Source organism: Haloplanus litoreus (assembly GCF_045690335.1).
In the GTDB taxonomy this organism is placed as follows: Archaea; Halobacteriota; Halobacteria; order Halobacteriales; family Haloferacaceae; genus Haloplanus; species Haloplanus litoreus.
On sequence record NZ_CP147875.1, the window covers coordinates 149,261 to 170,913 of the forward strand.

Consider the following 21,653-nt stretch of genomic DNA (forward strand, 5'->3'; position numbering starts at 1 on the left):
GCTTTCAGTTCTCGTTCAGGGTGTCGCCAGCGTCGATCTCGTTCAGGAGCCGGGAGACACGTCCGGCTTCCGGCCGGTTCCGGATGTATTCCTCGTAGGCCTCGCGGGACGACTCAAGCAGATTCTTGTACAGCTGGACACGAGCATCGCCCACGTCCAGTGACTTGTTCGGGTTTCCGAACGGTTCATCGTTGTCCTCATCAACCGGCTGGATGCCGACGACGAACACGACTTCCACCGGTTCCTCCGCACGGCCGCTCCTGCTGAGCAGTGAACTGATCGTTTCCCGGTACTGCTCGGTCTGCTCCTCAAGCTCGGACCGGGTGGGCGTGTAGTCCGGCCGTTTGAGATCGATGATGACGTGCTTCCCGGCGGTGCGGATGTGTTTCAGGTCCAGACGGCCGGCCGCCTCATCTTCCTCTTCGGTGAAGTCGATCCGCACCCAGTCCTCCATCAGGTCGGTGCCCGCGGTGCGTTCCCACGACGGATCCAAAAGCCACGGATGCTCCCCGATATGTTCCTGCAGCACCGCTTCCAAGGTGTTGTCCTCCAGTTTGTGCTGCAGTTTCTCGATCACGCGAAGACGCTGAGTGACGGTCTGGTGGAACCGCGTGGACTCGATATCCTCCAAATCGTCAAGGATACGGGCCACCTTCCCGGCGTCCTCCGCCGACGTGGACTCCAGCTGCTCCAAATTCTCCTTGTATTTCAGGTTCTCGAACGCGAGTACGCCGTACTTGAACAGTTCCTTCCGGTCGTCCTCGTCGTTGACCGCCATCTGGTTGATCTTCCCGAACAGTTTCTTCGCCTGCTCCCGGTTGTCCGGTGACAGGCTTTCGTACCACATGTCGATCACACCGATCTGTCTAGCTTCTTCCGAGCCCTGCTCGTTCCGGAGGTGGCCCCACTTGTTCGCAATATGGTTGAGCTCGCCGCGGATGAAATCAAGCAGTTCCTGGTACCGGGGATCGTCCTTGACCATGTCCTCCCGGTTCGAGGTCGCGATATCTTCCTCGTCGTCATAGTCCAGGAAGTCGGCGTGAATCTCGCCCACGAGGTACTTCGTGAACATCCGGCTATCGTTGAAGTCCTCCATCACGTCGGTCTTCGCCATCTTCCCGCGGACCATCAACGAGATCTTGTTCAGGTCGTCGGTCTCCGAACCGCGACCGGGGACGTCCTCAACGAGGTCGCGTGGCTTCTCCACCGTCCCGATCCAGCCTTCCACCTCGTGCCCGCTCTCGGTGGTTGAGGACCGGTGTTCGTGCTCCTCCAGTTTGGCGTCGCGGCAGTAGTCGACGTACCGGTCGTCACCGAACGTCCAGAGGAACTGGATCTTGTGGAAGTAGTCGCGGTCCGTGATGTCGATCGGTTCGCTGTTCACCGTGACGGTGAAATCGTACTCAGACCCGAGGATGCTGAATCGTCGCGCCAACCGCTTCCGCAACGCGCTCTCGGCTGTGTGCACCCGCTTCTTCAAATCCTTCAGAACGATTTTCGTCCCCTCAGTGTGGTCGTCGGGGAAGTCATCGATACGGGTCGGCACGTAGCTCTGCGGCTGCATCGCGTTGTTCCCCGGTTCCTCTTCGCCGATAGCCTCCTTGATCTCGTCGACGACCATCCGGAAGGCGTGCTCTTCCCCGTCCTTCGTTGTGTACACCTCAACGGTCTCGGCGATGGAGAACAGTGAGAGCTTCCCGATACCCTTCCGCCCCATCACCGGCCGGTCGTGCTTCGGCGTCGTGTTCGGCCGTTCCTCGTCCTCCCGACGCCGGTATCCGACACGGAGATACCGGTTGTTCACATCGTACAGGTCCATGCCGTGGCCGTCATCCACGATCTCGATTCGCTCCTCTTCAGGTTCTATGGAGACATCAACGTGCTCGGCGTCAGCGTCCCATGCGTTCGCAACAGCCTCCGAGAGAACGGCCGGAACGTTACTGTAAAGATTCAGCCCCAGATGATTCAGAACGTTGAGGCTGAGCGACATCTCGTACGGCGTTTCCTCCTCCGCTTTGGGTTTCGATTCCGTCTGTGACATTGGTATTATCGAGGTGTTGGAGTATGCTTTCGCCAATCACTTCTGCAAGTCGAACGGGGACTGCGTTGCCGACGAACCGCCCGATCTGCTTGAATGATATCTCGTCTGTTTCTTCCTCGACGAAGGAATAGTCTTTGGGAAACGTCTGCAGCATAGCCCCCTCGCGGAGGGAAATCGCACGATTCTGCTCGGGATGGCCGAACCGGCCGCTGCCGTACCCGTAGAACTGGGTGGTGATGGTCGGCGCAGTTCCTTCCCATTCCATACGGCCGTACACGCTGTCGTACGTGCTGCCGCTGTCTTTCTTGTGGCAGTCCAGGATGAGTTCCTCGTCCCAGTCCCGCCAGGTGCCGCCGGGCGTGGACTGCCGTATCCGTTTCAGGTTGATTTCGGACAGGGTTTGCGTTCGGTGAAGCGGGTCCTCGCTGTCCGCCTCACCTGCTTCGATCGGGTTCAGCTCGTCGTTACCGATCATCTCCTCCACGGAGACGTGGCCGTTGTACCCAGTATGCGTCGGATCTATCAACCCGATATCTCCGTGCTTGGATGCAATAACCAGGAGACGCCGCCGTGACTGGGGGACGCCGTACTTCTCGCAGTCCACCTTGTTGATGGAGATGTCGTACCCGGCTTTGAACAGGGTGTCGATGAAATCGGAGTACACCCGGTGGTTCCGGATTTCCTGTACGTTCTCCATCGCCACGATGTCGGGTTCGATATCCCGTACCAGTCGGCCGAACTCGGTGAGCAACGCCCAGTCTTCCATCTCCGAACTGTCCACGCCATTGTTGTAATTCGAGAACGGCTGGCACGGCGCGCAACCTGCGAGGACCTGACAGCTGCCGTCCGGGAACAGGTCGGCGACATCCCCACTTGCCATCTCGGAAACGTCAGCTTCGACAAACGTTGCATCGTTGTTCTCCTCGTAGGGATACCGGCAGTCGGGGTCGACATCGATTCCGGCAACAACAGGGATTCCAGCCCTCTCAAACCCGTGAGTCAACCCTCCGACGCCACAGAACAGATCAACGCCGGCAATATCCATGTGGCTAACGTGAACTAGATTTATAATAAAACGTTTGGTGACGCTGTCTGACGCTTGTCTTGCACCCCGTGCAGAAATCATACACATCGATAGTTTCGGGTGAAGATCGGTGCTACGAACATTCATGTAACCGGCGGAACAAGGCGATAGCAACAATGTACAACGACGAATGGGAACCGGTCATGACCGCAGATTCGATGAAGGAGAAGGTCGGAGAGTTCGCGCGGCTTGCCCGGAAACGGGCGGACGAACAGGGAAAGGACATCGGCGACGTTGTTCACAACCTGACCCACGATTCATACCTGATGAAGCACACGACTAGCGACGTCCTGAAGGAACTTCAGGAATTGGACGACGCTTACCCTGACGCGTTCTACAACGGGGCGGCAAACGAGCACCTGATGGAGTACGCGGAGCAGGACGTGAACTTCGAGTTCTGGTACGACTACCTGTACATGTTCCTTGCTGCCGGTCTGGAGTGGGCTGTGCTCGAGGAGGTTAAGGAATCGACGATGAACGTGGAATCCTAACCGGTCTGGTTCGACTGGTAGTAGTGACAGGAATCGGTGAAGAAGCAGTTGTCGCAGTCCGGGACTTTCGGCTGGCAGATCATCGCGGCGAAATCCAGGATTGCGAGGTTGAACCGGCGTGCATCGTCCGCGGGGAGGACAGCGGCAGCGAACGACCAGGTGTCTTCTCCTCGGTAATCGAATTCCTTGTCGAAGATGCGGTTGTAGACGCGGACAACGTTCGCGTCGACGATCGGTCGGGGTTCGCCATAGGCGAAGCACAGTGTGGCGTTCGCGGCGTACCGGCCGACGTACGGCAGTTCTAACAGGCCGCGGAAGTCGTCGGGGACTCCTGTGTCAAGGAGCTGTTGCCCGATCTTGATCAGGGCGTTACTCCGCTGGTTCTGGAAGCCGAGCGAGTAGATAATGTCCCCGATGTATTCCTGATCGGCATCGGCCAGCGCGTTGAGAGTGGGATAGGTTTCGAGGAGTTCTGAGTAGATGGGTTCCACCTTTTCGGCAGATGTTTTCTGGAGAAGAATCTCCGCGACCAAGACCTCGTACGGGTCGGTCGTATCGCGCCAGGGGAACGACCGCAGATTGGTGTCCGACCAGCGGAGTAGGTCTGTGCGGAAGTGTTCGACTGTTTGCCGGTGCGTCACTGCTGCAAGGGTAGGTTGCTGGGGTAAATGAAAGGTTCTCCACCGCACTGGTTTCCGACCCTAGCTAAGGACTCCGAACGTTCGAACTCTCTCTACTGGACGCTCCCCGGATGGACGACGAGCTGATCGGGACGTACCTAGACCTCGTCTAGAAGAGATACAGCCCGCCAGCAAGAGACGCGAATACAACCATGGCTGCCGTAGCACGGAGCGAGATTCGGAGATAGTAGTATTTCTCCTGGGCGATCTCGGCCAAGGTATAGTTTTCAGAAGTGAGTTCGTCGTGAATCCTGCCGTCCTCAAGCTCAGCGAGCGCATCACCGTAGGAGGTTGCCGAGGAGTAGTCCAGGATATCGTTCCAGAAGAAAAATCCCTCATCGACATCCGGTGGTTGTGTTCGAGGTAGACGACCCAGCCAGCGAGAAAGATCCCAGCAAGTGCTGCGACCGTGGTGAGCGTGGCGAGACTGTGGAACAGGAGACCGGTATCGGAGAAGAGGGTGCGGAGAGCGTTTGAGAACAGGCCGAGGAACGCCAGCTGCGCGGTGAGCAGGATGGATGCTTTCTGGTCCGCGACCTTGATGTAGGTGTTCAGATGGCTTTGGACGGCGTAGACAAAGGATTCCTGTTCGTCCTTCATGACATCGCCTCCTCGTACGCCTGGAGACCGATGTTCGGGAACTCGTAGTACCTGGAGGGCGAGGTCCAGCCCTTGAAATCACTTCCCCAGCGGAATCCTTCCAACCCACCGACTTCTTCCAACATACTTCCGAAACCGTCCTCTTTGTTCGATTTCTCGTAGATGCCCTGATTTACATAGTACTGGTTCGTCCCGGCGATATCGGTGAGTTTTGACGCTACGTTCGCTGTCGTGGAAACCGCTGTGCGACGGTTTAAGCTGTGAATCCCGATCCGCGAGATATGGGTGTGACCTAGGGCCGCTCCGGCGCTGATGGAGATTGGCTCCACGTCGTACCGTTCCAACAAGGGGTTCACGCCGATGTGCAGCAGTACCTGGACAAGCGCGTAGTAGAGCAGTACGGTCTCCGCGATGGTTTCATCGTCATCTTCCGCGCCAAAGTACGCGAGGATGCCGTCGCCTGTGTTCTTCTCGAAGGCGCCATCCATGTCCCGAACGAGTTCCATGATCTTCGGGATGAACACGTTCAGCATGAAAAGGACGTCTTTCTCTGGGTTGTCACTGGTGTAGTCGGTGAAGTCGTTGATGTCGATGAACACAATTCCCAGACGGAACTTCTTCGCGTCGTAGAGCCGCATATCCTCTAAATCCGGCATCGTCCGGCCCCGTGGGATATCCTCTAGGCGTTCGTCAACCAGCTCGGCGTGATCTTCGAGATCCTCGAAAATTTCGTCCAAGAGTTCATCAAGATCCTGAACTGTAAGAGTCATACCGGATGGATGGACAGGCGACCCGCTAAAACCTTCCCGCACAACGAAACTAATAGAGATCCCGAGCATGGCAAAGGACTCCACGTTCGTCGGGTTCTATCGATGGTTCTCCGAAAAATCTAATGCGCGGCCTTATAATCTGATATTTGACCACGAGCTCCGTCACTCATAGGCTCACCATTTAGTTGTAGAGAGGGTACACTCATCAGCCTCTTCAGGAAGGAGTCCTGACCAGGCTTCGATATAGGTGTTGATCGGAGTTACCATCGAAAGCATCCTCTCACCACTCGGCTGGGACCGGACAAACATCGGACGGGAGCTTGACGGAACTCGGGAGGCAGACCTAGATATGTTTAGAGGGCTCAAACAAGAGTAGCCATTCATTCAATTTCTCCTGATTGTAAGACCTAATGGCAAGACGGCGGTGTTACACATCGATGATGGGGGGTGTGGTCGGACGGGGTTTACACTTCGATGGCGGGGCGTCAGACGTATGGCTTACACATCGATGACGGGGGGTGTACCTGATAGGTTACTGAAAGTCAAGTTCAAATCAAGACAGTTCGCGCTCAGAGTAGCGAAAACCGGTTACACATCGACGACGGGGGGTCTCGGATGACGAGGCGGCTGAATAGTACTTCGTCGTCGGTTCAGACACGGTAAGACCGAAGACGTGGAATGTGAGGAATAGACTCGTCGTAGCGGCAGGATAGACATCGACGGTGGTGAATCTTTTTATGCCTTCAGAATGCAGCAAGCGTATGGCCGGTAGCGATCAGGGTGGGACGGATCAATCTACCCTTCGAGAAGAAGAAACACGTTCTCAGGCGGCAGAAACTGAAACCGACGCCGCCGAAGTGGATGCCGCCGGTAACTCCGCTTCAGCACGTGATGAAGTAGATTCAGCGGAGAACGCGCAACGCTCCATCCGCGATATGCTCGATGAGGAGGGTGGTGCGTCGGTTTTCGACAATAGAGATCTCGTCGAGCCGGATACGATCATCGACGAGGAACGGATCGTCGGTCGCGATGACCAGCTCGAGTCCGTTGTCTCGTTCCTGAAACCCACATTACAGGGGAATCGGCCGCCGAACATGCTGTTGTATGGTCCAGCAGGCACGGGAAAATCACTCATCGTCGGAGCTGTTACGGAGCAAATCATCGAACTCTGTAAGTCGAAGGGAGAGCGCTTCGGCGTCGTCTCGATCAATTGCCAACCGATCAATACGCTCGACCAGGCGGTCTACGAACTCGTTCAAACCGTCGCGAAGAACGTGGGCGCAGAGGTCGGCGTTCCTGAGACAGGAGTGTCGACCAAACGCAAGTACCGTCGACTGTACGAACTCATCAACGAGAACTATGACTCGGTCATTTTCATCCTCGACGAGATCGACCTCCTGGTCGGCCGACGCGCAAACGACGAGCCGGCCTACTCGAAATTGCTCTACCAGCTCTCCCGTGCGAGCAATACGAACGAAATCGAGGGACGGGTCTCAGTTGCGGCGTTGACGAACGATCCGAAGTTCATGGAGAACATCGACGGGCGTGCAGAGAGCTCATTCAATCCACGAGACGTCTACTTCCCCGATTACGACGCCAATCAGTTGCGCCAGATTCTCAAAAATCGGCGGGACGCCTTCCGGCCTGATGCACTGGAAGATGACGTGATTCCACTGGTGGCGGCGTTCGCAGCGCAAAGCCACGGTGACGCTCGGAAGGCCATCGATCTGTTCCGCGGTGCTGGTGATCTCGCTGACGAACGCGGGGAAGAGGAAGTTCGCGAGGAACACGTCCGTGAATCGCAGGAGGAGATCGACAAGGACCGATCACTGAAACTCGTTGAGGGGTTGACGACCCAGAAGAAGATATCCCTGTATGCGACAGCAGCGGTCGCCCGACACTCCAGGCGGTCGGGAAGTTCAGTTCCGAGTCCAGTCGGGTTCAAAGTCTATCAGTGGGTCACGGACGAACTCGATGCCGATCAAATGACTCGAGAAACCTACGTCAAGTACGTGAAAGAGCTCTCCACGTATGGATTGATCTCGACGTCGAGGAAAAGCCGAGGACGTGGTGGTGGGATGTACATGGAGTTCACGTTCACGGGAGATCCAACAGCGATTATGGATCGAATCGTCGAGGACACGAGGCTAGAAACCATCGGTGGCCAAGATGAGCTCCTTCAGTCGGTCGTCAATGCTCAGTTGAACGAATTCCACGAGAAGTAAGAGCACCTCCGATGTCGTGACGCCGTTTCTATGGAGACGTCACCCCCCGTCATCGAAGTGTAACCGATTCTTTTCCCCGAGTTGCACGTTGATAGCGTTCGAATCCCCACAGAGCCAATCAAACTGGACGAGATTGTTCTCGGGTGATCGATCCACGGAGGAACTTCGATGACGGGTAGGACGTGAACCCCCTTCCCCCGTCATCGAAGTGTAAATCCTCACCAGAGGGAGGGTACAGAGGACGAGGAGCAAGACGCGGATCGGCCAGAGAGGCCACAAGAGCCGCAGTCTCACGGGAAAGAGACACTAAAACAAACACGATGAGGAAGCTGTTCCCCGCTCGGTACGTCGGAGTTCCACTCCTCCGAACCTTCGCGATAAGCGCTATTGCGGTTACGGTACTGATGGGTGGCATATAAAACTTCGTCAGACTAGTAACAGTCCTGGAATATGTGATGGTTCTCCTGTCTCGGCGTCTCTTCGTCCTGTTCGTGGTGCTTCCGACCTCTCTCAGCTGTTCTCGCCTCTGACCCCCTTCCGCCCTCGAGAGTTTACACATCGATGACGGGGGGGGAGGGTCCCGAGTAATCGGTAAGGGATCGTGTCCGCCCCCTTCGTGACCACTCGCTACTCTCGTGGATTCACGGGGGCGACATACTCGTTCTTCCAAGAATCGCCCTCTCGCCACTGCCAGTAGAAGTAGTGATAACCGGGCTTTGTCTCTTTCACCGTAATATACGCACCACTCGTCGGGACGTCTTCATAATCGTCTGGATCCGTCGAGATCTCGCGCTCGTCCAGCTCCTCGAGGTCTTCCTCATCGACCTCTTCCTCGGCTCGTCGACGCTCGAGTTCTTCTTGTCGCTGTCGACGTTTCCATTCCGCCAGATCAGCCGCGTACGTCGCGACTGCTTCCAGCCGTTCCGGGGATTGGTTCTCGAGTGGTTCGCGAAGATACTTCGGCAACTCTGGTGCGGGCGGTTTCTCCGGGACGTCCTCGGCCATAGTTACCCCACGAACGGCATATTACATCAATCTGTGGGGTAACTTTGAGATTTGACGATGTTCACCCCCCGTCATCGAAGTGTAAGACTGCTCGATACGACTTGTTACGGCTGAATACTCGACATTCGATCTTCGACGACGACGGACAGGAAACTGACACCTCCAGAAAGCACTTCATCACTCCTCGTCGAACGGGACTGTTGGATCAACCGACGGGTAACACCCGTCTGGAGAATAATACTGGCGATTATCTAAATCACGATTTTGTTAATCGTGATTTTGCTCTTGTTTGTTCCGATAGTGACCTTCTGCAGCATCGAGAGCCGATACAGAGGTACTCAGTCGGTTCAAGTAATTCGGTTTTCGGCGAAACGCTTACCACCGAATTGGATAGTTCGTCTATCATGGATGGAACGGATTCGTGGAATGGTGATCTCGACACTGTTCGCGAGCGACTCAACGTCGTCACTCAGGAGACGCGATTTTCGCTCATCCAGGACATCCTCGGGCATCCGTCGGGGCTGCCGACACTGAAGGAGTTGGACTACGCCAATCCGAGCCGGAGTCAAACGACGATTCGCCAGCATCTACAGCGCCTCGTCGAGACGGGCATCGTCGAGAAAGTCGAACTCCCTGAGGACCGCCGGCAGAACGATCTGCCGTACACGTTCTACGGGATCAGCGAGGAGGGGCGTCGATTCCTCGAGGAGCACAAGCTACTGCGCGCAAAGGAGACCCTCCGGAAGATCTACGATCGGCTCGAGAAGACCGCCGAGATCGAGCGCTACGAGTCCGCCCCGCGTCCCGAACGGTGAGTGATTCAGCGATTCGACGTAGACGCGATAGAAAGTTACCCCACGTTGTTCAGATGATTCTACTCCGTGGGGTAACTTCGAAGACACTCCGCTTCAGGGCCCTGGCTACCGACACCTACTGGAACCCGACAGTAGAATCGTCGTCGAACGTGTTCTCTGAGGCGGAACCATCGATGTCGGATAGATCGACGTCGGCAGTCGATTCGGGATGGATGTCTTTCGTCATCGTATCGAGTTCCTCGGGAGTAGGGAAATCCTCGACGGAGACTGTCTGTGCATCCCGTTGTGCAGCTCGGCGCTTAGCATCTGTAACGAGTTCCTCGATGTCGGCACCGCTGAGACCGGCAGTGTGGCTCGCGAGCTGTGCCAGTTGGTCCCCGGTGAGGTCATGTGGAACCCCCCGCAATTTCGACTGGAAAATCGCGTGACGGCTTTCCTCTCCCGGAAGACCGATCTCGACATGCGTCGCGAGTCGACCAGGGCGAAGAATTGCGGGGTCGATGTCTTCGGGTCGATTCGTTGCTCCGATGACGATGGCCGTTCGATCGTCGGCGGTGAGATGAACGAGCAACTCGCTGGTGATCTTTCTGTCCTCGGCGTGCGCTCCACCAGCGCCGACGTCGCGACCGCCGAAGAGGTGCTCGGCCTCGTCGAGGAAGATGACGCAGGGGCCGACTGCCTCGGCTTCCTCGAAGAGCTGTCGGATCCGCTGAGGTCCTTCGTTAATCCACTTGCTGGTCACGTCCGCCGGGCCCAGCTCAAGGAACGGAATATTGAGTTCGCCAGCGAGCGCTCTCGCGAACAGGGTCTTGCCGGTACCTGGTGGGCCGTAGAAGAGAATCCCACGTGACGGTTCGATCCCGAATCGATCGTATCGGTCGTCACCACGTGCCGCTGCTTGGACTGGCTGGAGGACCTCTTCAGCGAGTCGTTCTTTCACATCATAGTAGCCGGCGACGTCGTCGAAGCTGATGTTTGAGCGAGTCCAATTGTACTCGAGTTCTCCCATGGAAGATGCTTTGGCTGGTGTTTTGGTCGAGTAAGAGTGGTGGCTCTTACCGCCTGAATCGGATGTTCTAGAGGAGTCTGCTTGGCGGAGTGACTCATCTTGTTCATTTTGATCTATGTCCTCCTCCCGAATTCGTCTGAACTTCTCGTAGTCGACGGAGGGCGTCACGTGACCTCCGGCGGCGTAGTGATACCCATTTTCTCCATCGGGGTTGTAGTACATCACCGCGACTAGCGAAGCTGCAGCACCCAGTCCAATAATTGCTTGAACCCGAGAGTCGCCAGGAACAATAGTCGAAAGGAAACCGAACTGCGAGACCGTGACGAAGGAGGTGGCGAACGTCACTGCCTCGGCGAAAAGTAACAACACTACGAACAACTCGTACACGAGTGCGAATGGATAGAGTCCGATGACGCCGATCGATTTGAAGACGGGTATTCCTAACCCACCACCGACATAAATCGTCAAAATACCTAGACCGAGCGCTACTACGGCGGTTGGTGGGAGATTGAGTAAAGGAGCGACCACCCACATGTGGACGAACGCCAGCGTGGTCCATGCGAGCATAAATAACAGTCGATAAATACTTCGCTTCTCGTGCTTGCGTTCCATGACCCGGTAAGTCACGTACTCGACGCTCGCGAAGAGACCGAGGAAGATGGCTACTGCGAGTACAGTATCGAGGATACTCATTGGATCACAGAGGTGATTTTGCGAGCCGTGATGGGACGGGTATCGCCATCCCCGCGAGGGGATCGCGCCGGGGGGTGGATGGTCATGTGAGCCGCGACGTCCGTACACCTACTGAGAACGGCATCGACAGATGCGTTCACAGAGGTCTATGTTCCTTTCATGCCGGTACTACGCTATAACTTCTCGCACCGGAGGAACGACCGGTTCGTAAACGGAGGAATGCAGTCAAAACATCTCTAGAGCGTCTCCGATGGTTCCCCCCTGTCTTCATCCCACGGTGGATCCGTCGCCTGACTTGGTCCATCCTCTAGTTTGGTTGTCCAGTCAATGTCATCTCCGTCAGAGGGGTTGGCCAGACTATCTTCGGATCCGGGGCCGATGAGGTGTTTTCCCCCGCGTTTCCCCATATTGTAGGCCGCGTAGGGACTCCGTGTCATAGCCCCGGCAAAGACGATTCCACTAGCCTTTCCGGCCTGGACACCGGTTTTCCCCATCTGCTTGCCTGCCCGTCCCGTTGAGATGGCAGCTCTGCCGGGTGTCTTCGCAGCCGTCTGCGCGGCCTTGATTCGCTTCACGCTTCGGGCAGATCTCGACGCATCATCCCTGAGTGACACGGCTCTCTGACCGAACGTTTGGGCTCTGTCATTGAGGTCGATCGTCATTTCCTCACCAGTTGCCGTCTCGTACGCCACCTTCCCCTCTGCGTTTGGTATGACAGTAGAGACCTCATTTGCAGGTGCTTCGTCTCCTGTTAGGATTCCACGAGCGGCAGCCTCGGCAACGTTGAATTCTCCGTCTTGGTACGCATCTGTCAGGAAGTTTCGGTTCGCTTCGGCTTCGTCGGCCGCGTCCAGATTTTGGCTGATCGCTTTCCGATGACTATCGATACTCTCTGTCCCAACCGCTCTCCTAGCGCCAGCCACTCCACGGTTCTTTGCTTTTGAGCCAAATTTCCTTGCTGTGGAGCCCGCTCGGCTCGCGTGTGTCCGTGCAGTACTCACGACTGGTGAGCCAGCGACCAGTCCGCCAGCCGAATCTTTTCCTCTGGTAAACAACCCGGGTGCTGAATCGACGCTGTTCTCGACGGCGGACTCCCGCGTTCCGATCGCCTCTGAAACGCTACTGCGCATCGTCCCGCCAACAGTTGAGTTCCCGGTGGCCGCAGAGGGATCTGCAGCAGTGCCGCCACCAGAGGATCCACCTGACGATCCTCCACTCCCGCTTCCACTTGTCCCGCCAGAACTCGACTTCGAAGCACTACTCACGGCTCCCGAACCCGCACCAGCGCCGACGGCGACTGCTCCTACCCCAGTGGCGGCGATTGCGGCGGCGACGGTCATCGTGAACGCGGCGTCGACGCCGAGCGGTTGCCCAGCCCACCCAATTGTCTTCCAGATGACGACGAACAGGATGATCGGGAAGATCAGTGCCAGTGCTGCTGAGACGTAGAAGCTAGCGACGTCACCGCTCGCAGAGATTCCACCGGTCGCGATCACGTTGAATACGCGCATCACGAGAGCGATTATCGGGCCGACGAGCAGCGCATATATACCCATCCGGAGCCACGTCGCAGCGAAATTACTGATCGATTTCATCGGCCCCCAGTTCGCGTACCACAGTACGGCGAAGAAGGGAGCTCCGACGGCGACCGTGACGACGATGAACTGCCGGAGGACCAGCAGCACCGACGCGATGATCGTCGCGATGAACATCAGTGGCACCGCGACGAGGAGCGCGATGACCTCAACGCCCAGCCCGAGTGTCGAGCCCCAGCTCCCGCCGAGGTCGGCATTGAACGTGAGGACGAACGTCGTCGGGGCGAGTGCGTTGGTCACCGCGTTCGACGCCTCGATGAGGAACCCGAACAGCGGCTGGGAGATCGCGATGAAGAAGATTACTGCGACCACGCGGGCAACCATGTTCCACAGCGAGGTCTCGCGGTCCTGACTGAACGGCATCGCGATCAATCCGCCGGCGATTAGGATGGGCAACAGCGCGATCGAGAGACGGAAGACGTCGTCCCATCCGCCCGTGACCTGTGCGCTCGTCATAATCGAGGGCTCGATGGTCAGCAGCGGCTTCAGCCCGAAATTGAACATGAAGTTGATCGCGCTGACCAGAATCGAGCGGAGGAACTCGAAGATAGCCCGGACGATTGCGTCGGGCAGCCAGCCGAGGTCCAGGAGGTCAGCCATCGATCTGCCCCTCCGATGTGGTCGCGAGCCTCACGCTACCCGGATGCGACCGATCCGTCGCGACGCCCGGCCGTTGCTTCACGGTTCCTCCGTCGTGTGGCCGTTCGTGACTGCGTCCGACCCCCCGTCAGGATCGATCTCCGGGTCGGCGTCGACGACGTCGTTGAGGTCGGCCGCGTGGACATCCTCGTGATCGGCCTCCATCGCCATCTGAAGGTCCATATCGCGGTTCATCACGTGCGGGAGGTCCGTCATCTTGAGGTCCTCGTGGAATGCCGCGTCTCTGGGTGTTCCGTCACCCTCGGCGAGGTCGATCCCCTCGACGCCGGCGAGCCAGTCCCACGGATCGAGCGCGTCGTCCAAGACGGTGTGCTCGAACGGCCCGCTCCGGATTTCGAGGCGGCGCCGCCCGTGGACGCTAGTCGCCAGTAAACACTCCGAGTAGTCCGAATCCTGTCCGCGGGCTGCCGTCTGGATGAATCGAATCTCGTCGGTCGAGAAGCCGTAGTACTCTGCCGTCTGCTCCGAGACCGATTCGGCGTAGAACAGGCACTTCACGTCACAGTTCTCGTAGACCTCGCGGCGCTCGTTCGTCCGGACGAACTCGTGGGCGGTTTGGCTCATCAGCGTCAGTCCAGCCTCGTAGTGACGCGCGTGGCGGATGTACAGGTTGATCAGGTCCCGTGCAGCGGGTCGTCCCAATAGATAGTGGGCCTCGTCGAACGTGACGTCCACCTTGTAGGGCGACTGCTTCGCCTCCAGGTAGGCCCACGAGAGCATCGCATGGAGGATGAGCGGCATCTCGCCGGTGTCGGCGAACGAACTCATGTCCATCACGACGAGTCGTGAGGAGAGATCGAGGTTCGTCTGGCCGTTCAGGTTGTGGTTGATACCTCCCGGTTTGAACGACTCGAACTTCGGCTGGAGGCTCCGAGCGAGTTCCTGATGATGGTCGGTCGGCGTGACGATTGTATCCGAGATCGAGATTACCCCTCCGTGGAGAGGTCCCACCTCGTCGCCGAGCTCCGCCTCTTCGGCGTTCGGAACGCCGTAGGACTGGAACTGTCCGAGTTCGACTCCGTCGATGACACCCGCCTCGTGGGCGGCTTCGAGGCCGCCGGCAGCGATCACGTTGACACCGCGGATGAGGTCGTCGAGCGTGGGTGACTCCCGCCCGTAGGTGTCGAACTCGCCGAGGATGATTCCCTTCGAGATGTAGGCGTAATGGGCGGCCTGAATGAGAATGCCCTCCTCGCCGGCGGACATGCCGTCACGCTGGTCGAAGTGAGTGTGGAGCATCTCGATGACCGACCGAATCGTCAGCGCGTAGGTGTCGTCGCCGTTCTCCTGTTCGGCATCCGCCGGCGGCGAGATGTCCATCGGATTGACGGTGTAGTTCCCGCCGAAGCGGATCACTTCGCCGCCGAGGGACTGTGCGAACCGCGGGTAGTCGTCACCCGCCGGGTCAAACAGGATGCACTGGACGTTCGGGTCTGCGAGCAGTCGCCGGTAGATCTCCAGCTTCCGGAAGTAGCTCTTTCCCGACCCCGTCTTTCCCGAGATCGCCATCGAGTGGCCCGACAGCGCGTAGCGGTCGAGGATCACAGGCCGCTTCGTATCGTCGAACCCGAACAGGACGCCCTCGGGGTCGTAGATGGAGGGTTCGACGAGGTTGAAGAACGTCCCCAGCGCCTCGAGCTGAATCGGGTGCGTGTTGTCGATGGTGTCGCTCGCTAGTGGGGCGACCGATCCAATGGCCTCGAGTTGCTGGTGTTTCACCGGGCTGAGGTCGACGTCCTGTTCGGCGAGGATGGCCTCCACCCGGTCGAGCATCTCGTCGAGGTCCTCCTGCGTGTCGGCGACCAGTTCGAGGTAAATCGCGACATCGTAGAGCTTGGTCGTCCCGCGGATGGTGTTCCGCAGGAGCCGTTCGAGGTCCTGCCGTTCGAGTTCGTCCTGGTAGGTGTCGGTACGGCCGCGTTTCTGTTTGACCGACAGCGAGGTGACGGCCTGCGTGTAGCGCTTCTGGAGCTGGCGACGGACGTCTTTCGCGGCCCGCGGCTGGACGTGGAGCGACAGCCGCAGATCGACATCCGCTAGGGTCAGCGGCACCAGCCAACCGAGGCCCACCTTCCGGGGGAACGAGGTCACCGTGAGAACCTGCGAGATGCGGTCGTCACGGACCTGGAACTTCGGGTAGTCCTGGACGACTCGGGGAGCGATGAGCCGCTTGTCGAGCTCGCCACGCTCTTTCAGCGTCTCCATCGGGGTGGCGAGGTCGACGTCCTCGGCCTGCAGCTGGTAGGCCGCCCACTCGATGTTCTCGGTGGTGGTCTCGCGGTCGAGCAGCGCGAGGTAGTCGAGCGCGTGGCGCGTCTCATCGCCCGAGAGTTCGTCGATCGGGCGGCGCTCGACCGACTCCTCCGTCGTCTCGTTACTGAATGCCTGCGTGATTCGTTTGATCATCTCTTGGTCTCTGCGTGTGCGGTCGGGGTGATCGGCCGTCGGTACAACTCCTGAAGTCGCTCAAACATCGGTTCCCTCCGGTGGATCTGCCCCACCGTGATCCTCGTCGACGACCGCGTCGGCAAGCTGCTCGACATCACCCTCGATTACGTCGAGAGCGCTGCGACGGGCCCGGAGCGCAAGTGCGACGCCGACGACCAGCAGAAACAGCCCCGCGGCGTACACCTCGACGACGAGGGCCGTGGTCCCGGTCGGCGTGCTGGTCCACTGCGTCGGATACGCCTGCTCGAACAGCCCCACAGCGACGGCCGTCACACCGACGCCGGCGAGGCCGATGGCTGTCGATCGCCGTCCCGACGGGAGCAGGATGACCAGACTCAGCAGGAACGTCGGAAGGCTTCCGGCTGCGAGCCCGAACGACGCCTCTCGCACGAGCAAGTACGGCACGTCTCCAACCTGACCGCTTCCGAGGAACGCACTGAGGGCCGTGGCCGCGAACAGGAGCGCTGTCGCGAACAGCGTCACGCCGGCATACACCGACAGTGGCGAGTGGTAGTGCTTTCCGCGTCCGATTGGGCCGATCGTCCGGGCGTACCAGGCGAGGATACGGGAGTTATCGACCTGGTCGATGTACTCCTCCTGAACGCGCCCGCCGTACGGCAGATCACCAGTCGACTCGGGGCGAGGCTCGGGATCGGACTCCGGTTCAGCGAGTTCAGCCTCCCGGTCGGCCTGCTCGAACGCCGTCGCCAGATCGAGCGGTTCGTCGGTCGCGGGATCGGTCAGCGTGTCCTTATCCGGCTGTGTGAAGACGCCGTGTTCGAATCTAATCGGGGCTTCTTGGCCTCGGTAGACCTGATAGAGAATGTCGAGGACGTCGGCGCGGTCATCGAGGATAGTCGTCTCGACCTGCGTGCGCGGCAACTGCGAGGCGACCCGTTGGACCCGGGCCCAGACCTCGTCGAGATACGGCTCTTCGTCGTCGACAGCCGTCGTGCGATCACCAAAGGGAAGTGCATCAGTGATGGCGTCGAAACGCCCGTCCTCATCGTCCTCGCCCTTCCTGACTGCGACGGCGACGAAGAACCGCCGGTCGCGAACGTTCGCAAGCGCGATTGTCTGCTCCAGCCATTCAGCGTGGGCGATTCGGCCGTATCCGAGGAGCGGTGAGTCGGTCACCCGGTCGCTGTCTGCCCCGACCGCCGCACCGCCGTCGGTGGCCGGTTCCTCTGCGTCGTCTTGATCGTCGACGATCGCCGTCGGCTGACCGGTCGGTGTACCCGGAGCGTCCACCCCGACGAACTTCTCGATATACTGGTCGCCGTTGAAGCGAGTGGTCAGTGTCAGGAACTGCGTTGGGAACTGCAGACCCCGCAGGAACGTCATGTACGAGACGTACAGGCTGTTTCGGCGTTCTTCTGAGAGCGTGAGCCACTCGCGGGGCTCGATTTCGATCAGCATCGTGTATGCCGTCGGTGTCTCGATGACACCACCGTCGCGAACGTTTTCGAAGCCGAGGAGGTCGAGCGTCGATCCTCCAGCGCCCGCCCCGCTCTCGGGGGTCACGGTCTGTCCTCCAACGTCGATCCATCGACATTCGGACGGGTACGTTCGAGGCCACTGGGGTAGGCGATGTCGACGCCCTCGGGGTCTGATAACTGATCAGCAGTTGTCACCGGGGATTTCGTAATCCACTCGTCTTGCGTGACGCCGGCGCCGAGATCTCCGTCCTCGGGATCAGGATGTCGCCAGACGTAGACGTTCGACCCGGTCTTGTACTGGAAGACGGCATGCGCATACCGCAGGGGACGCTGGCCGGGTGGCGTCTTCAGGAAGATCAGCCCGCCGACACCGATCCCGAGGGCGAATAGCGGGAAGGTGAACAGCAGTGGGAAGCCGATGGTGTAGAGGACGGCACACGGGGCGAGTGGGATGGCGAGCGACTCGGCGAGCCGCTTCACAGAGAAGCCGAGGAACTTCGACTCCAGCAGGTTGCTCGCGACCGGGACGGGGTCGGGCATCTATCCATCCTCCCCGAGACACTCGTCTCCGGATGGGAGAACTCCGCCGGCTTCCAGCTGCTCGGCTCCCTTGATCAGCATCCCGCGCCAGTTGACTCCGTGACGTTCCCGAACGGCCTCAAGCTGCTCGAACTGCCGGTCGTCCTTGATGACGATGCGGGTCGAGGTCATCGCTCGGCCCTCTCCACAGCAAATTCGACAGCGCCGCCGTCCCGGCGGTTTGTCTCGGACTTGACTGTTCGGAGCGTGCCGTTCGCATCGAACAGGCGCGAATCGAGTCGATGATCGGTGGTGGACGTATCCGACCGAGCTGGTGTTTCGTGCGTCTCGGCATCAGTCGGCGACTCGATGGGTTGCTCACCTCGGTCGGTACTGTCCGATTCCGACTGCCGACGTTCGCGATCGGGATCGTCCGGTGTGAGCGCGAATCTGAGCTCTCGGCCCTCGAGACGCTTGGCGCCCTGAATCAGCATCCCGCGCCACTGGACGCCGTACTTGTCCCGGATCGCCCGGAGCCGGCGGTACTCGGCCTCACTTCTGAATTGAATCTCGATTTCAGGCATTCTGGCTCACCGGTTCAGCTGGCACTCTCGTCGAGAACCACGGCGGGACGCGGCAGATCGAAATCTGGAGTCACCGAGAGCAGGGTTCCGAACGGCGTCACCAGTACGACGTCCGTTCGGAGGATGGACTGTGGTTGCATCACACCCCAGTGGTCGGTGGGACGAGCATTTGTTTATTTCAATAATGCGTAACGCGTAACACTGCGTCGGGCGCACGGTTGCGTCAGCCGCAACACTGCAATTTCCGCATTCTGAGCGAACTTTTGGGGCGGTTCTGCGTCGCTCCAAACAGCAGTATCATGTCACCGCTCCCCCTGCTCCTCACCATCCCGGCGTTCGCCACTCGGTTCGTCGCGACTACCCAGGATTTCCTTCTCCCGGTCGCGGGGCCGCTCACTCTCCCGATCGAGGACTGGATCCCCTTCAGTAAGCATTCGTTCTCTGCGTTCGTCCTCGCTGCGGTTGATTTCGGTTCGATGCTGGACTTTCCGGCGTGGACGGACACCGTGTTCTCCATGGCCGGCCTCGTCCTGCTGGTTCTTGGGATGATGGCGTGGCTGGGAAGCCATAGCGGATACCGTCGAGCGTGGGGGCGACGGATGGCTTTCTCCGGCGGTGGCCTGTTCGTCGTCGGGACCGCGTTCGGGACCTTCGTCGACCTCCTGCAGTATGTCCTCGGATAGGCGTCGCAATCGAGTGCGTGATACGTCTCTATCGACGATAGCTTCGCTGTGGCCGCGTCTCCGCAGCCGAAGTCAAGCTCTCGTCGATCCGATTCGAGGCCGTCTGATCACCCTTCCCGTAGCCGTTCTGGGGATGGTACTCATCATCGTCTCGAGCGCGGTCATCGGTGCTGCCGCAGGGGCGCTCGTCATTCCCAATCCCGAGCCAGGTGTCGAGAAGCACTACGACGACACGTTCCGGGTCCTCGCGAGCAACGATCCCGACCCCGGCCGCAGTTCTCAGACCGTCGGCGTCTACGAGTACGCAGACAACGGAAGCATCACGGCCGTCAACAGGACGGTCGTCACCCAGCCAGTCCAGCTGTGGGACTCGAATATTCAGTCGCGGGATGCTCTGGTCATCGCGAACGAATCCGATATGTACCAGAGCGGACTGCACGGTTTCGTTCAGGTTCCCTATCGCGACCGCTGGACGCCGCTCACGGACTGGTGGAACACCGAGTTCCGAATCCTTCCGCTCTACTCAGCTGACCCTTCCCGAGCGACGAGTACCGACGGTCGCTATACGGTCGAGGTCCGCCACCCAAACGGCTGGTGGAATCCGGTGTACAACGCCGAGATCGAGCGCATCGACGGCAACCTCACCGTCACCAACCCGGACGAGGCGCTCGTCCTCTCGTCGTACTACAGCACGGTGATCGACCGAAAAATCCAGATCGTTGAAGGTCTCCTCCAGCACTCTGCGATGGCACCCAGTTCGGCAGCCGCTCGAAGTACGTCCTCGGTCCCGACCCGCAACGGGAGCGAAGTGTTTCCGACGACGGACGGCGCGAGCGTCGGCCTCCAGTGGCGTCCCGGCTCTCACGAGCTAGTCCGGGATGCCTACGTGGGAAACATCGACGTCATCCCTGGCGTGTGGCACGACGGTCGATACGTCACCCCGAGCTGGCAGCTGTCCACCTACATTCCGTGGGACTACCGGATCGACGTACCGTCGGACTACAGCGAAAGCGGGTCCTGTACTATCGGGAACAACACCTACTCGCTTACTCGATGGGCCGACTACCGGCTACTCGATTCGGATGCAGAGGTGGTGAACGTCACCGCCGGGAACATCAGCCTAGACTACGCTCGCCCGGGAATGTGGACGACGGTCAATCTCACTAGCTCGGCTCCGCGTCGGCTCCCGCCGGGGAGGTACGACCTTACGGCGACGCTCCGCATCGAAACCGAACTAGAAACACACTACGGCGTGTCGAGCGCCCGCTGTTCGGAGTGGGACTCCATCCGGATCACCAACCGAACGGTCGAACTCCAGTACACCGTCCCTATCGAGACGGTCAACAGCGATGACCTTTCGGTGGACGTCCAGGTGTACGACCGGCCTGGTCGGGACGTGGTCTCGGTCAACTGGACCGGTGAACAGGGCCTGGCCGCCGGCGCCGCGGCGTGGGAGGACGTCGAGGTACAGATCGGCGAGAAGAAGATGTACGTGACCGCTCCGTGGCGGTTTTATTCGGTCTCGCGGAACACCCACGTCGAAGAGCGAACGAGCGGCGGCACGACCGCTGTCGAGGCGTCACACTCCTATCGGGGCACGTATCCGGCGATGCTTCACTATCGGATGAGTCCGGCGAACGTGAGCGTACTCGCCGACCAGCCTGCCGACCAGCACATCTGGTGGAACCGAACGTATGTCGCCCGGAATCGGTCCGTTCCGGCGACGCCGCTCCCGAGTTCGATCGTCGCGACGCAGAACACGAAACCGACGTACCTCTACGACCAGTTCGCCGGGGTCCTGAAGAGCACCGACCAGGTGACCGGCGAATCGGTCACGGCGGAAGCAAGTGACGTGTGGGGGCTTCCTGTGGATACGTCGGTGAGTGTGACCCGCTATCAGGAATCCGAGCTCACCGTCACTGTCAACCAGTCTGCGGGGACAGCCGAGGTGTTCCTCACGAGTGCGACCGGCCTCCCGCTTCCCAGGCGTACCATCACTTTCGACGGGGCAGCCGTAGACAGCGTCACAACTGGCGCGGATGGTCGGGCGACCGTCGACGTGACAGGGACGATCGTCCGAGCGCATTTCGCTGGTGACCACTGGCGCGATTCGCGTCCGACCTACTATCTCGACGCCCACGGATATGACGTGTCACAGACGGCGTTCGGTGGGGCGACCGGAGTTCTCGGCTACCTGAGCGCAGCTATCTCGAACGCGGTCATCTTCGTGGAGTGGCTGGTCTTCGGGATCTTCGCGTTGCTGTGGATGCGATTCATGCGGCAGCGGCCGGCGGGTAGGCGGTAGTGCGAAC

19 protein-coding genes are annotated in these 21,653 nt (G+C 59.3%); 5 read left to right on the top strand and 14 right to left on the bottom strand.

All coding sequences use genetic code 11. From position 1 onward, the window contains the following. Positions 1-4 precede the first annotated feature (4 nt). Entirely contained in the window at positions 5-1,990 is a 1,986-nt protein-coding gene (locus V8686_RS17400; RefSeq protein WP_340696224.1) for a BbrUII/HgiDII family restriction enzyme, read from the bottom strand. Then, complete coding sequence (locus V8686_RS17405) at positions 1,938-3,086, bottom strand: DNA cytosine methyltransferase (RefSeq protein ID WP_340696225.1); 1,149 nt, start codon at positions 3,084-3,086, stop codon at positions 1,938-1,940. The genes V8686_RS17400 and V8686_RS17405 overlap by 53 nt, the downstream gene beginning before the upstream one ends. A 155-nt stretch (positions 3,087-3,241) precedes the next feature. On the opposite strand from V8686_RS17405, the gene V8686_RS17410 reads away from it, so the two are divergent. Beyond that, a complete protein-coding gene (locus tag V8686_RS17410) occupies positions 3,242-3,616 on the top strand; it encodes a hypothetical protein (protein WP_340696226.1) in 375 nt (124 codons plus the stop codon). Here the strand turns inward: V8686_RS17410 and V8686_RS17415 are convergent. From V8686_RS17415 to V8686_RS17425, 3 genes are read right to left on the bottom strand one after another with little or no spacing between them, the layout of a single operon-like run. After that, on the bottom strand, positions 3,613-4,257 hold the full coding sequence (locus V8686_RS17415) for an HhH-GPD family protein (protein ID WP_340696227.1): 645 nt from the start codon (positions 4,255-4,257) through the stop codon (positions 3,613-3,615). The two genes, V8686_RS17410 and V8686_RS17415, sit on opposite strands and share 4 nt — an antisense overlap. A gap of 60 nt (positions 4,258-4,317) precedes the next feature. Next, on the bottom strand, positions 4,318-4,896 hold the full coding sequence (locus V8686_RS17420) for a hypothetical protein (RefSeq protein ID WP_379706954.1): 579 nt from the start codon (positions 4,894-4,896) through the stop codon (positions 4,318-4,320). After that, entirely contained in the window at positions 4,893-5,666 is a 774-nt protein-coding gene (locus V8686_RS17425) for an adenylate/guanylate cyclase domain-containing protein (RefSeq protein ID WP_340696229.1), read from the bottom strand. Before V8686_RS17425 ends, V8686_RS17420 begins: the two co-directional genes overlap by 4 nt. A 761-nt stretch (positions 5,667-6,427) precedes the next feature. On the opposite strand from V8686_RS17425, the gene V8686_RS17430 reads away from it, so the two are divergent. Beyond that, entirely contained in the window at positions 6,428-7,891 is a 1,464-nt protein-coding gene (locus V8686_RS17430) for an orc1/cdc6 family replication initiation protein (RefSeq protein ID WP_379706956.1), read from the top strand. Positions 7,892-8,518: 627 nt separating this feature from the next. Here the strand turns inward: V8686_RS17430 and V8686_RS17435 are convergent. Continuing rightward, complete coding sequence (locus V8686_RS17435) at positions 8,519-8,896, bottom strand: hypothetical protein (RefSeq protein WP_340696230.1); 378 nt, start codon at positions 8,894-8,896, stop codon at positions 8,519-8,521. A 404-nt stretch (positions 8,897-9,300) separates the two neighbouring features. Between V8686_RS17435 and V8686_RS17440 the strand changes: the two genes are divergently transcribed. After that, entirely contained in the window at positions 9,301-9,711 is a 411-nt protein-coding gene (locus V8686_RS17440) for a helix-turn-helix domain-containing protein (protein WP_340696231.1), read from the top strand. Positions 9,712-9,826: 115 nt separating this feature from the next. Here V8686_RS17440 and V8686_RS17445 read toward each other — a convergent pair whose 3' ends face one another. The 8 genes from V8686_RS17445 to V8686_RS17480 all read right to left on the bottom strand — a co-directional run bounded on the left by V8686_RS17445 (position 9,827) and on the right by V8686_RS17480 (position 18,798). Beyond that, complete coding sequence (locus V8686_RS17445) at positions 9,827-11,413, bottom strand: ATP-binding protein (protein WP_340696232.1); 1,587 nt, start codon at positions 11,411-11,413, stop codon at positions 9,827-9,829. A 236-nt stretch (positions 11,414-11,649) separates the two neighbouring features. Next, entirely contained in the window at positions 11,650-13,608 is a 1,959-nt protein-coding gene (locus V8686_RS17450; protein WP_340696233.1) for a spermidine synthase family protein, read from the bottom strand. A 78-nt stretch (positions 13,609-13,686) separates the two neighbouring features. Beyond that, positions 13,687-16,074: a VirB4 family type IV secretion system protein gene (locus V8686_RS17455; protein WP_340696234.1), complete on the bottom strand. Its 2,388-nt coding sequence runs from the start codon at positions 16,072-16,074 to the stop codon at positions 13,687-13,689. 60 nt (positions 16,075-16,134) lie between these two features. Then, complete coding sequence (locus tag V8686_RS17460) at positions 16,135-17,640, bottom strand: DUF7139 domain-containing protein (protein WP_340696235.1); 1,506 nt, start codon at positions 17,638-17,640, stop codon at positions 16,135-16,137. Further along, positions 17,637-18,095 (bottom strand): hypothetical protein, encoded by a 459-nt coding sequence (locus V8686_RS17465; RefSeq protein WP_340696236.1) that lies wholly within the window; start codon positions 18,093-18,095, stop codon positions 17,637-17,639. Before V8686_RS17465 ends, V8686_RS17460 begins: the two co-directional genes overlap by 4 nt. Continuing rightward, complete coding sequence (locus tag V8686_RS17470) at positions 18,096-18,266, bottom strand: hypothetical protein (protein ID WP_340696237.1); 171 nt, start codon at positions 18,264-18,266, stop codon at positions 18,096-18,098. Then, complete coding sequence (locus V8686_RS17475) at positions 18,263-18,658, bottom strand: hypothetical protein (RefSeq protein ID WP_340696238.1); 396 nt, start codon at positions 18,656-18,658, stop codon at positions 18,263-18,265. Before V8686_RS17475 ends, V8686_RS17470 begins: the two co-directional genes overlap by 4 nt. Positions 18,659-18,672: 14 nt before the next feature. Next, on the bottom strand, positions 18,673-18,798 hold the full coding sequence (locus V8686_RS17480) for a hypothetical protein (protein WP_340696239.1): 126 nt from the start codon (positions 18,796-18,798) through the stop codon (positions 18,673-18,675). Between the two features lie 159 nt (positions 18,799-18,957). On the opposite strand from V8686_RS17480, the gene V8686_RS17485 reads away from it, so the two are divergent. After that, positions 18,958-19,341 carry a hypothetical protein gene (locus V8686_RS17485; protein WP_340696240.1) on the top strand — a complete coding sequence of 128 codons (384 nt, stop codon included), beginning with the start codon at positions 18,958-18,960 and terminating at the stop codon, positions 19,339-19,341. A 133-nt stretch (positions 19,342-19,474) separates the two neighbouring features. Further along, complete coding sequence (locus V8686_RS17490) at positions 19,475-21,646, top strand: hypothetical protein (protein WP_340696241.1); 2,172 nt, start codon at positions 19,475-19,477, stop codon at positions 21,644-21,646. Positions 21,647-21,653: the final 7 nt, after the last annotated feature.

What these genes read in the sequence shown, in the direction of transcription:
- V8686_RS17445 (WP_340696232.1), bottom strand. Translation starts at nt 11,413, where the DNA reads ATGAGTATCCTCGATACTGTACTCGCAGTAGCCATCTTCCTCGGTCTC.
- V8686_RS17475 (WP_340696238.1), bottom strand. Translation starts at nt 18,658, where the DNA reads ATGCCTGAAATCGAGATTCAATTCAGAAGTGAGGCCGAGTACCGCCGG.
- V8686_RS17480 (WP_340696239.1), bottom strand. Translation starts at nt 18,798, where the DNA reads ATGCAACCACAGTCCATCCTCCGAACGGACGTCGTACTGGTGACGCCG.
- V8686_RS17470 (WP_340696237.1), bottom strand. Translation starts at nt 18,266, where the DNA reads ATGACCTCGACCCGCATCGTCATCAAGGACGACCGGCAGTTCGAGCAG.
- V8686_RS17450 (WP_340696233.1), bottom strand. Translation starts at nt 13,608, where the DNA reads ATGGCTGACCTCCTGGACCTCGGCTGGCTGCCCGACGCAATCGTCCGG.
- V8686_RS17485 (WP_340696240.1), top strand. Translation starts at nt 18,958, where the DNA reads ATGTCACCGCTCCCCCTGCTCCTCACCATCCCGGCGTTCGCCACTCGG.
- V8686_RS17405 (WP_340696225.1), bottom strand. Translation starts at nt 3,086, where the DNA reads ATGGATATTGCCGGCGTTGATCTGTTCTGTGGCGTCGGAGGGTTGACT.
- V8686_RS17420 (WP_379706954.1), bottom strand. Translation starts at nt 4,896, where the DNA reads ATGAAGGACGAACAGGAATCCTTTGTCTACGCCGTCCAAAGCCATCTG.
- V8686_RS17435 (WP_340696230.1), bottom strand. Translation starts at nt 8,896, where the DNA reads ATGGCCGAGGACGTCCCGGAGAAACCGCCCGCACCAGAGTTGCCGAAG.
- V8686_RS17455 (WP_340696234.1), bottom strand. Translation starts at nt 16,074, where the DNA reads ATGATCAAACGAATCACGCAGGCATTCAGTAACGAGACGACGGAGGAG.
- V8686_RS17440 (WP_340696231.1), top strand. Translation starts at nt 9,301, where the DNA reads ATGGATGGAACGGATTCGTGGAATGGTGATCTCGACACTGTTCGCGAG.
- V8686_RS17430 (WP_379706956.1), top strand. Translation starts at nt 6,428, where the DNA reads ATGGCCGGTAGCGATCAGGGTGGGACGGATCAATCTACCCTTCGAGAA.
- V8686_RS17490 (WP_340696241.1), top strand. Translation starts at nt 19,475, where the DNA reads ATGGTACTCATCATCGTCTCGAGCGCGGTCATCGGTGCTGCCGCAGGG.
- V8686_RS17465 (WP_340696236.1), bottom strand. Translation starts at nt 18,095, where the DNA reads ATGCCCGACCCCGTCCCGGTCGCGAGCAACCTGCTGGAGTCGAAGTTC.
- V8686_RS17410 (WP_340696226.1), top strand. Translation starts at nt 3,242, where the DNA reads ATGTACAACGACGAATGGGAACCGGTCATGACCGCAGATTCGATGAAG.
- V8686_RS17425 (WP_340696229.1), bottom strand. Translation starts at nt 5,666, where the DNA reads ATGACTCTTACAGTTCAGGATCTTGATGAACTCTTGGACGAAATTTTC.
- V8686_RS17400 (WP_340696224.1), bottom strand. Translation starts at nt 1,990, where the DNA reads ATGTCGCTCAGCCTCAACGTTCTGAATCATCTGGGGCTGAATCTTTAC.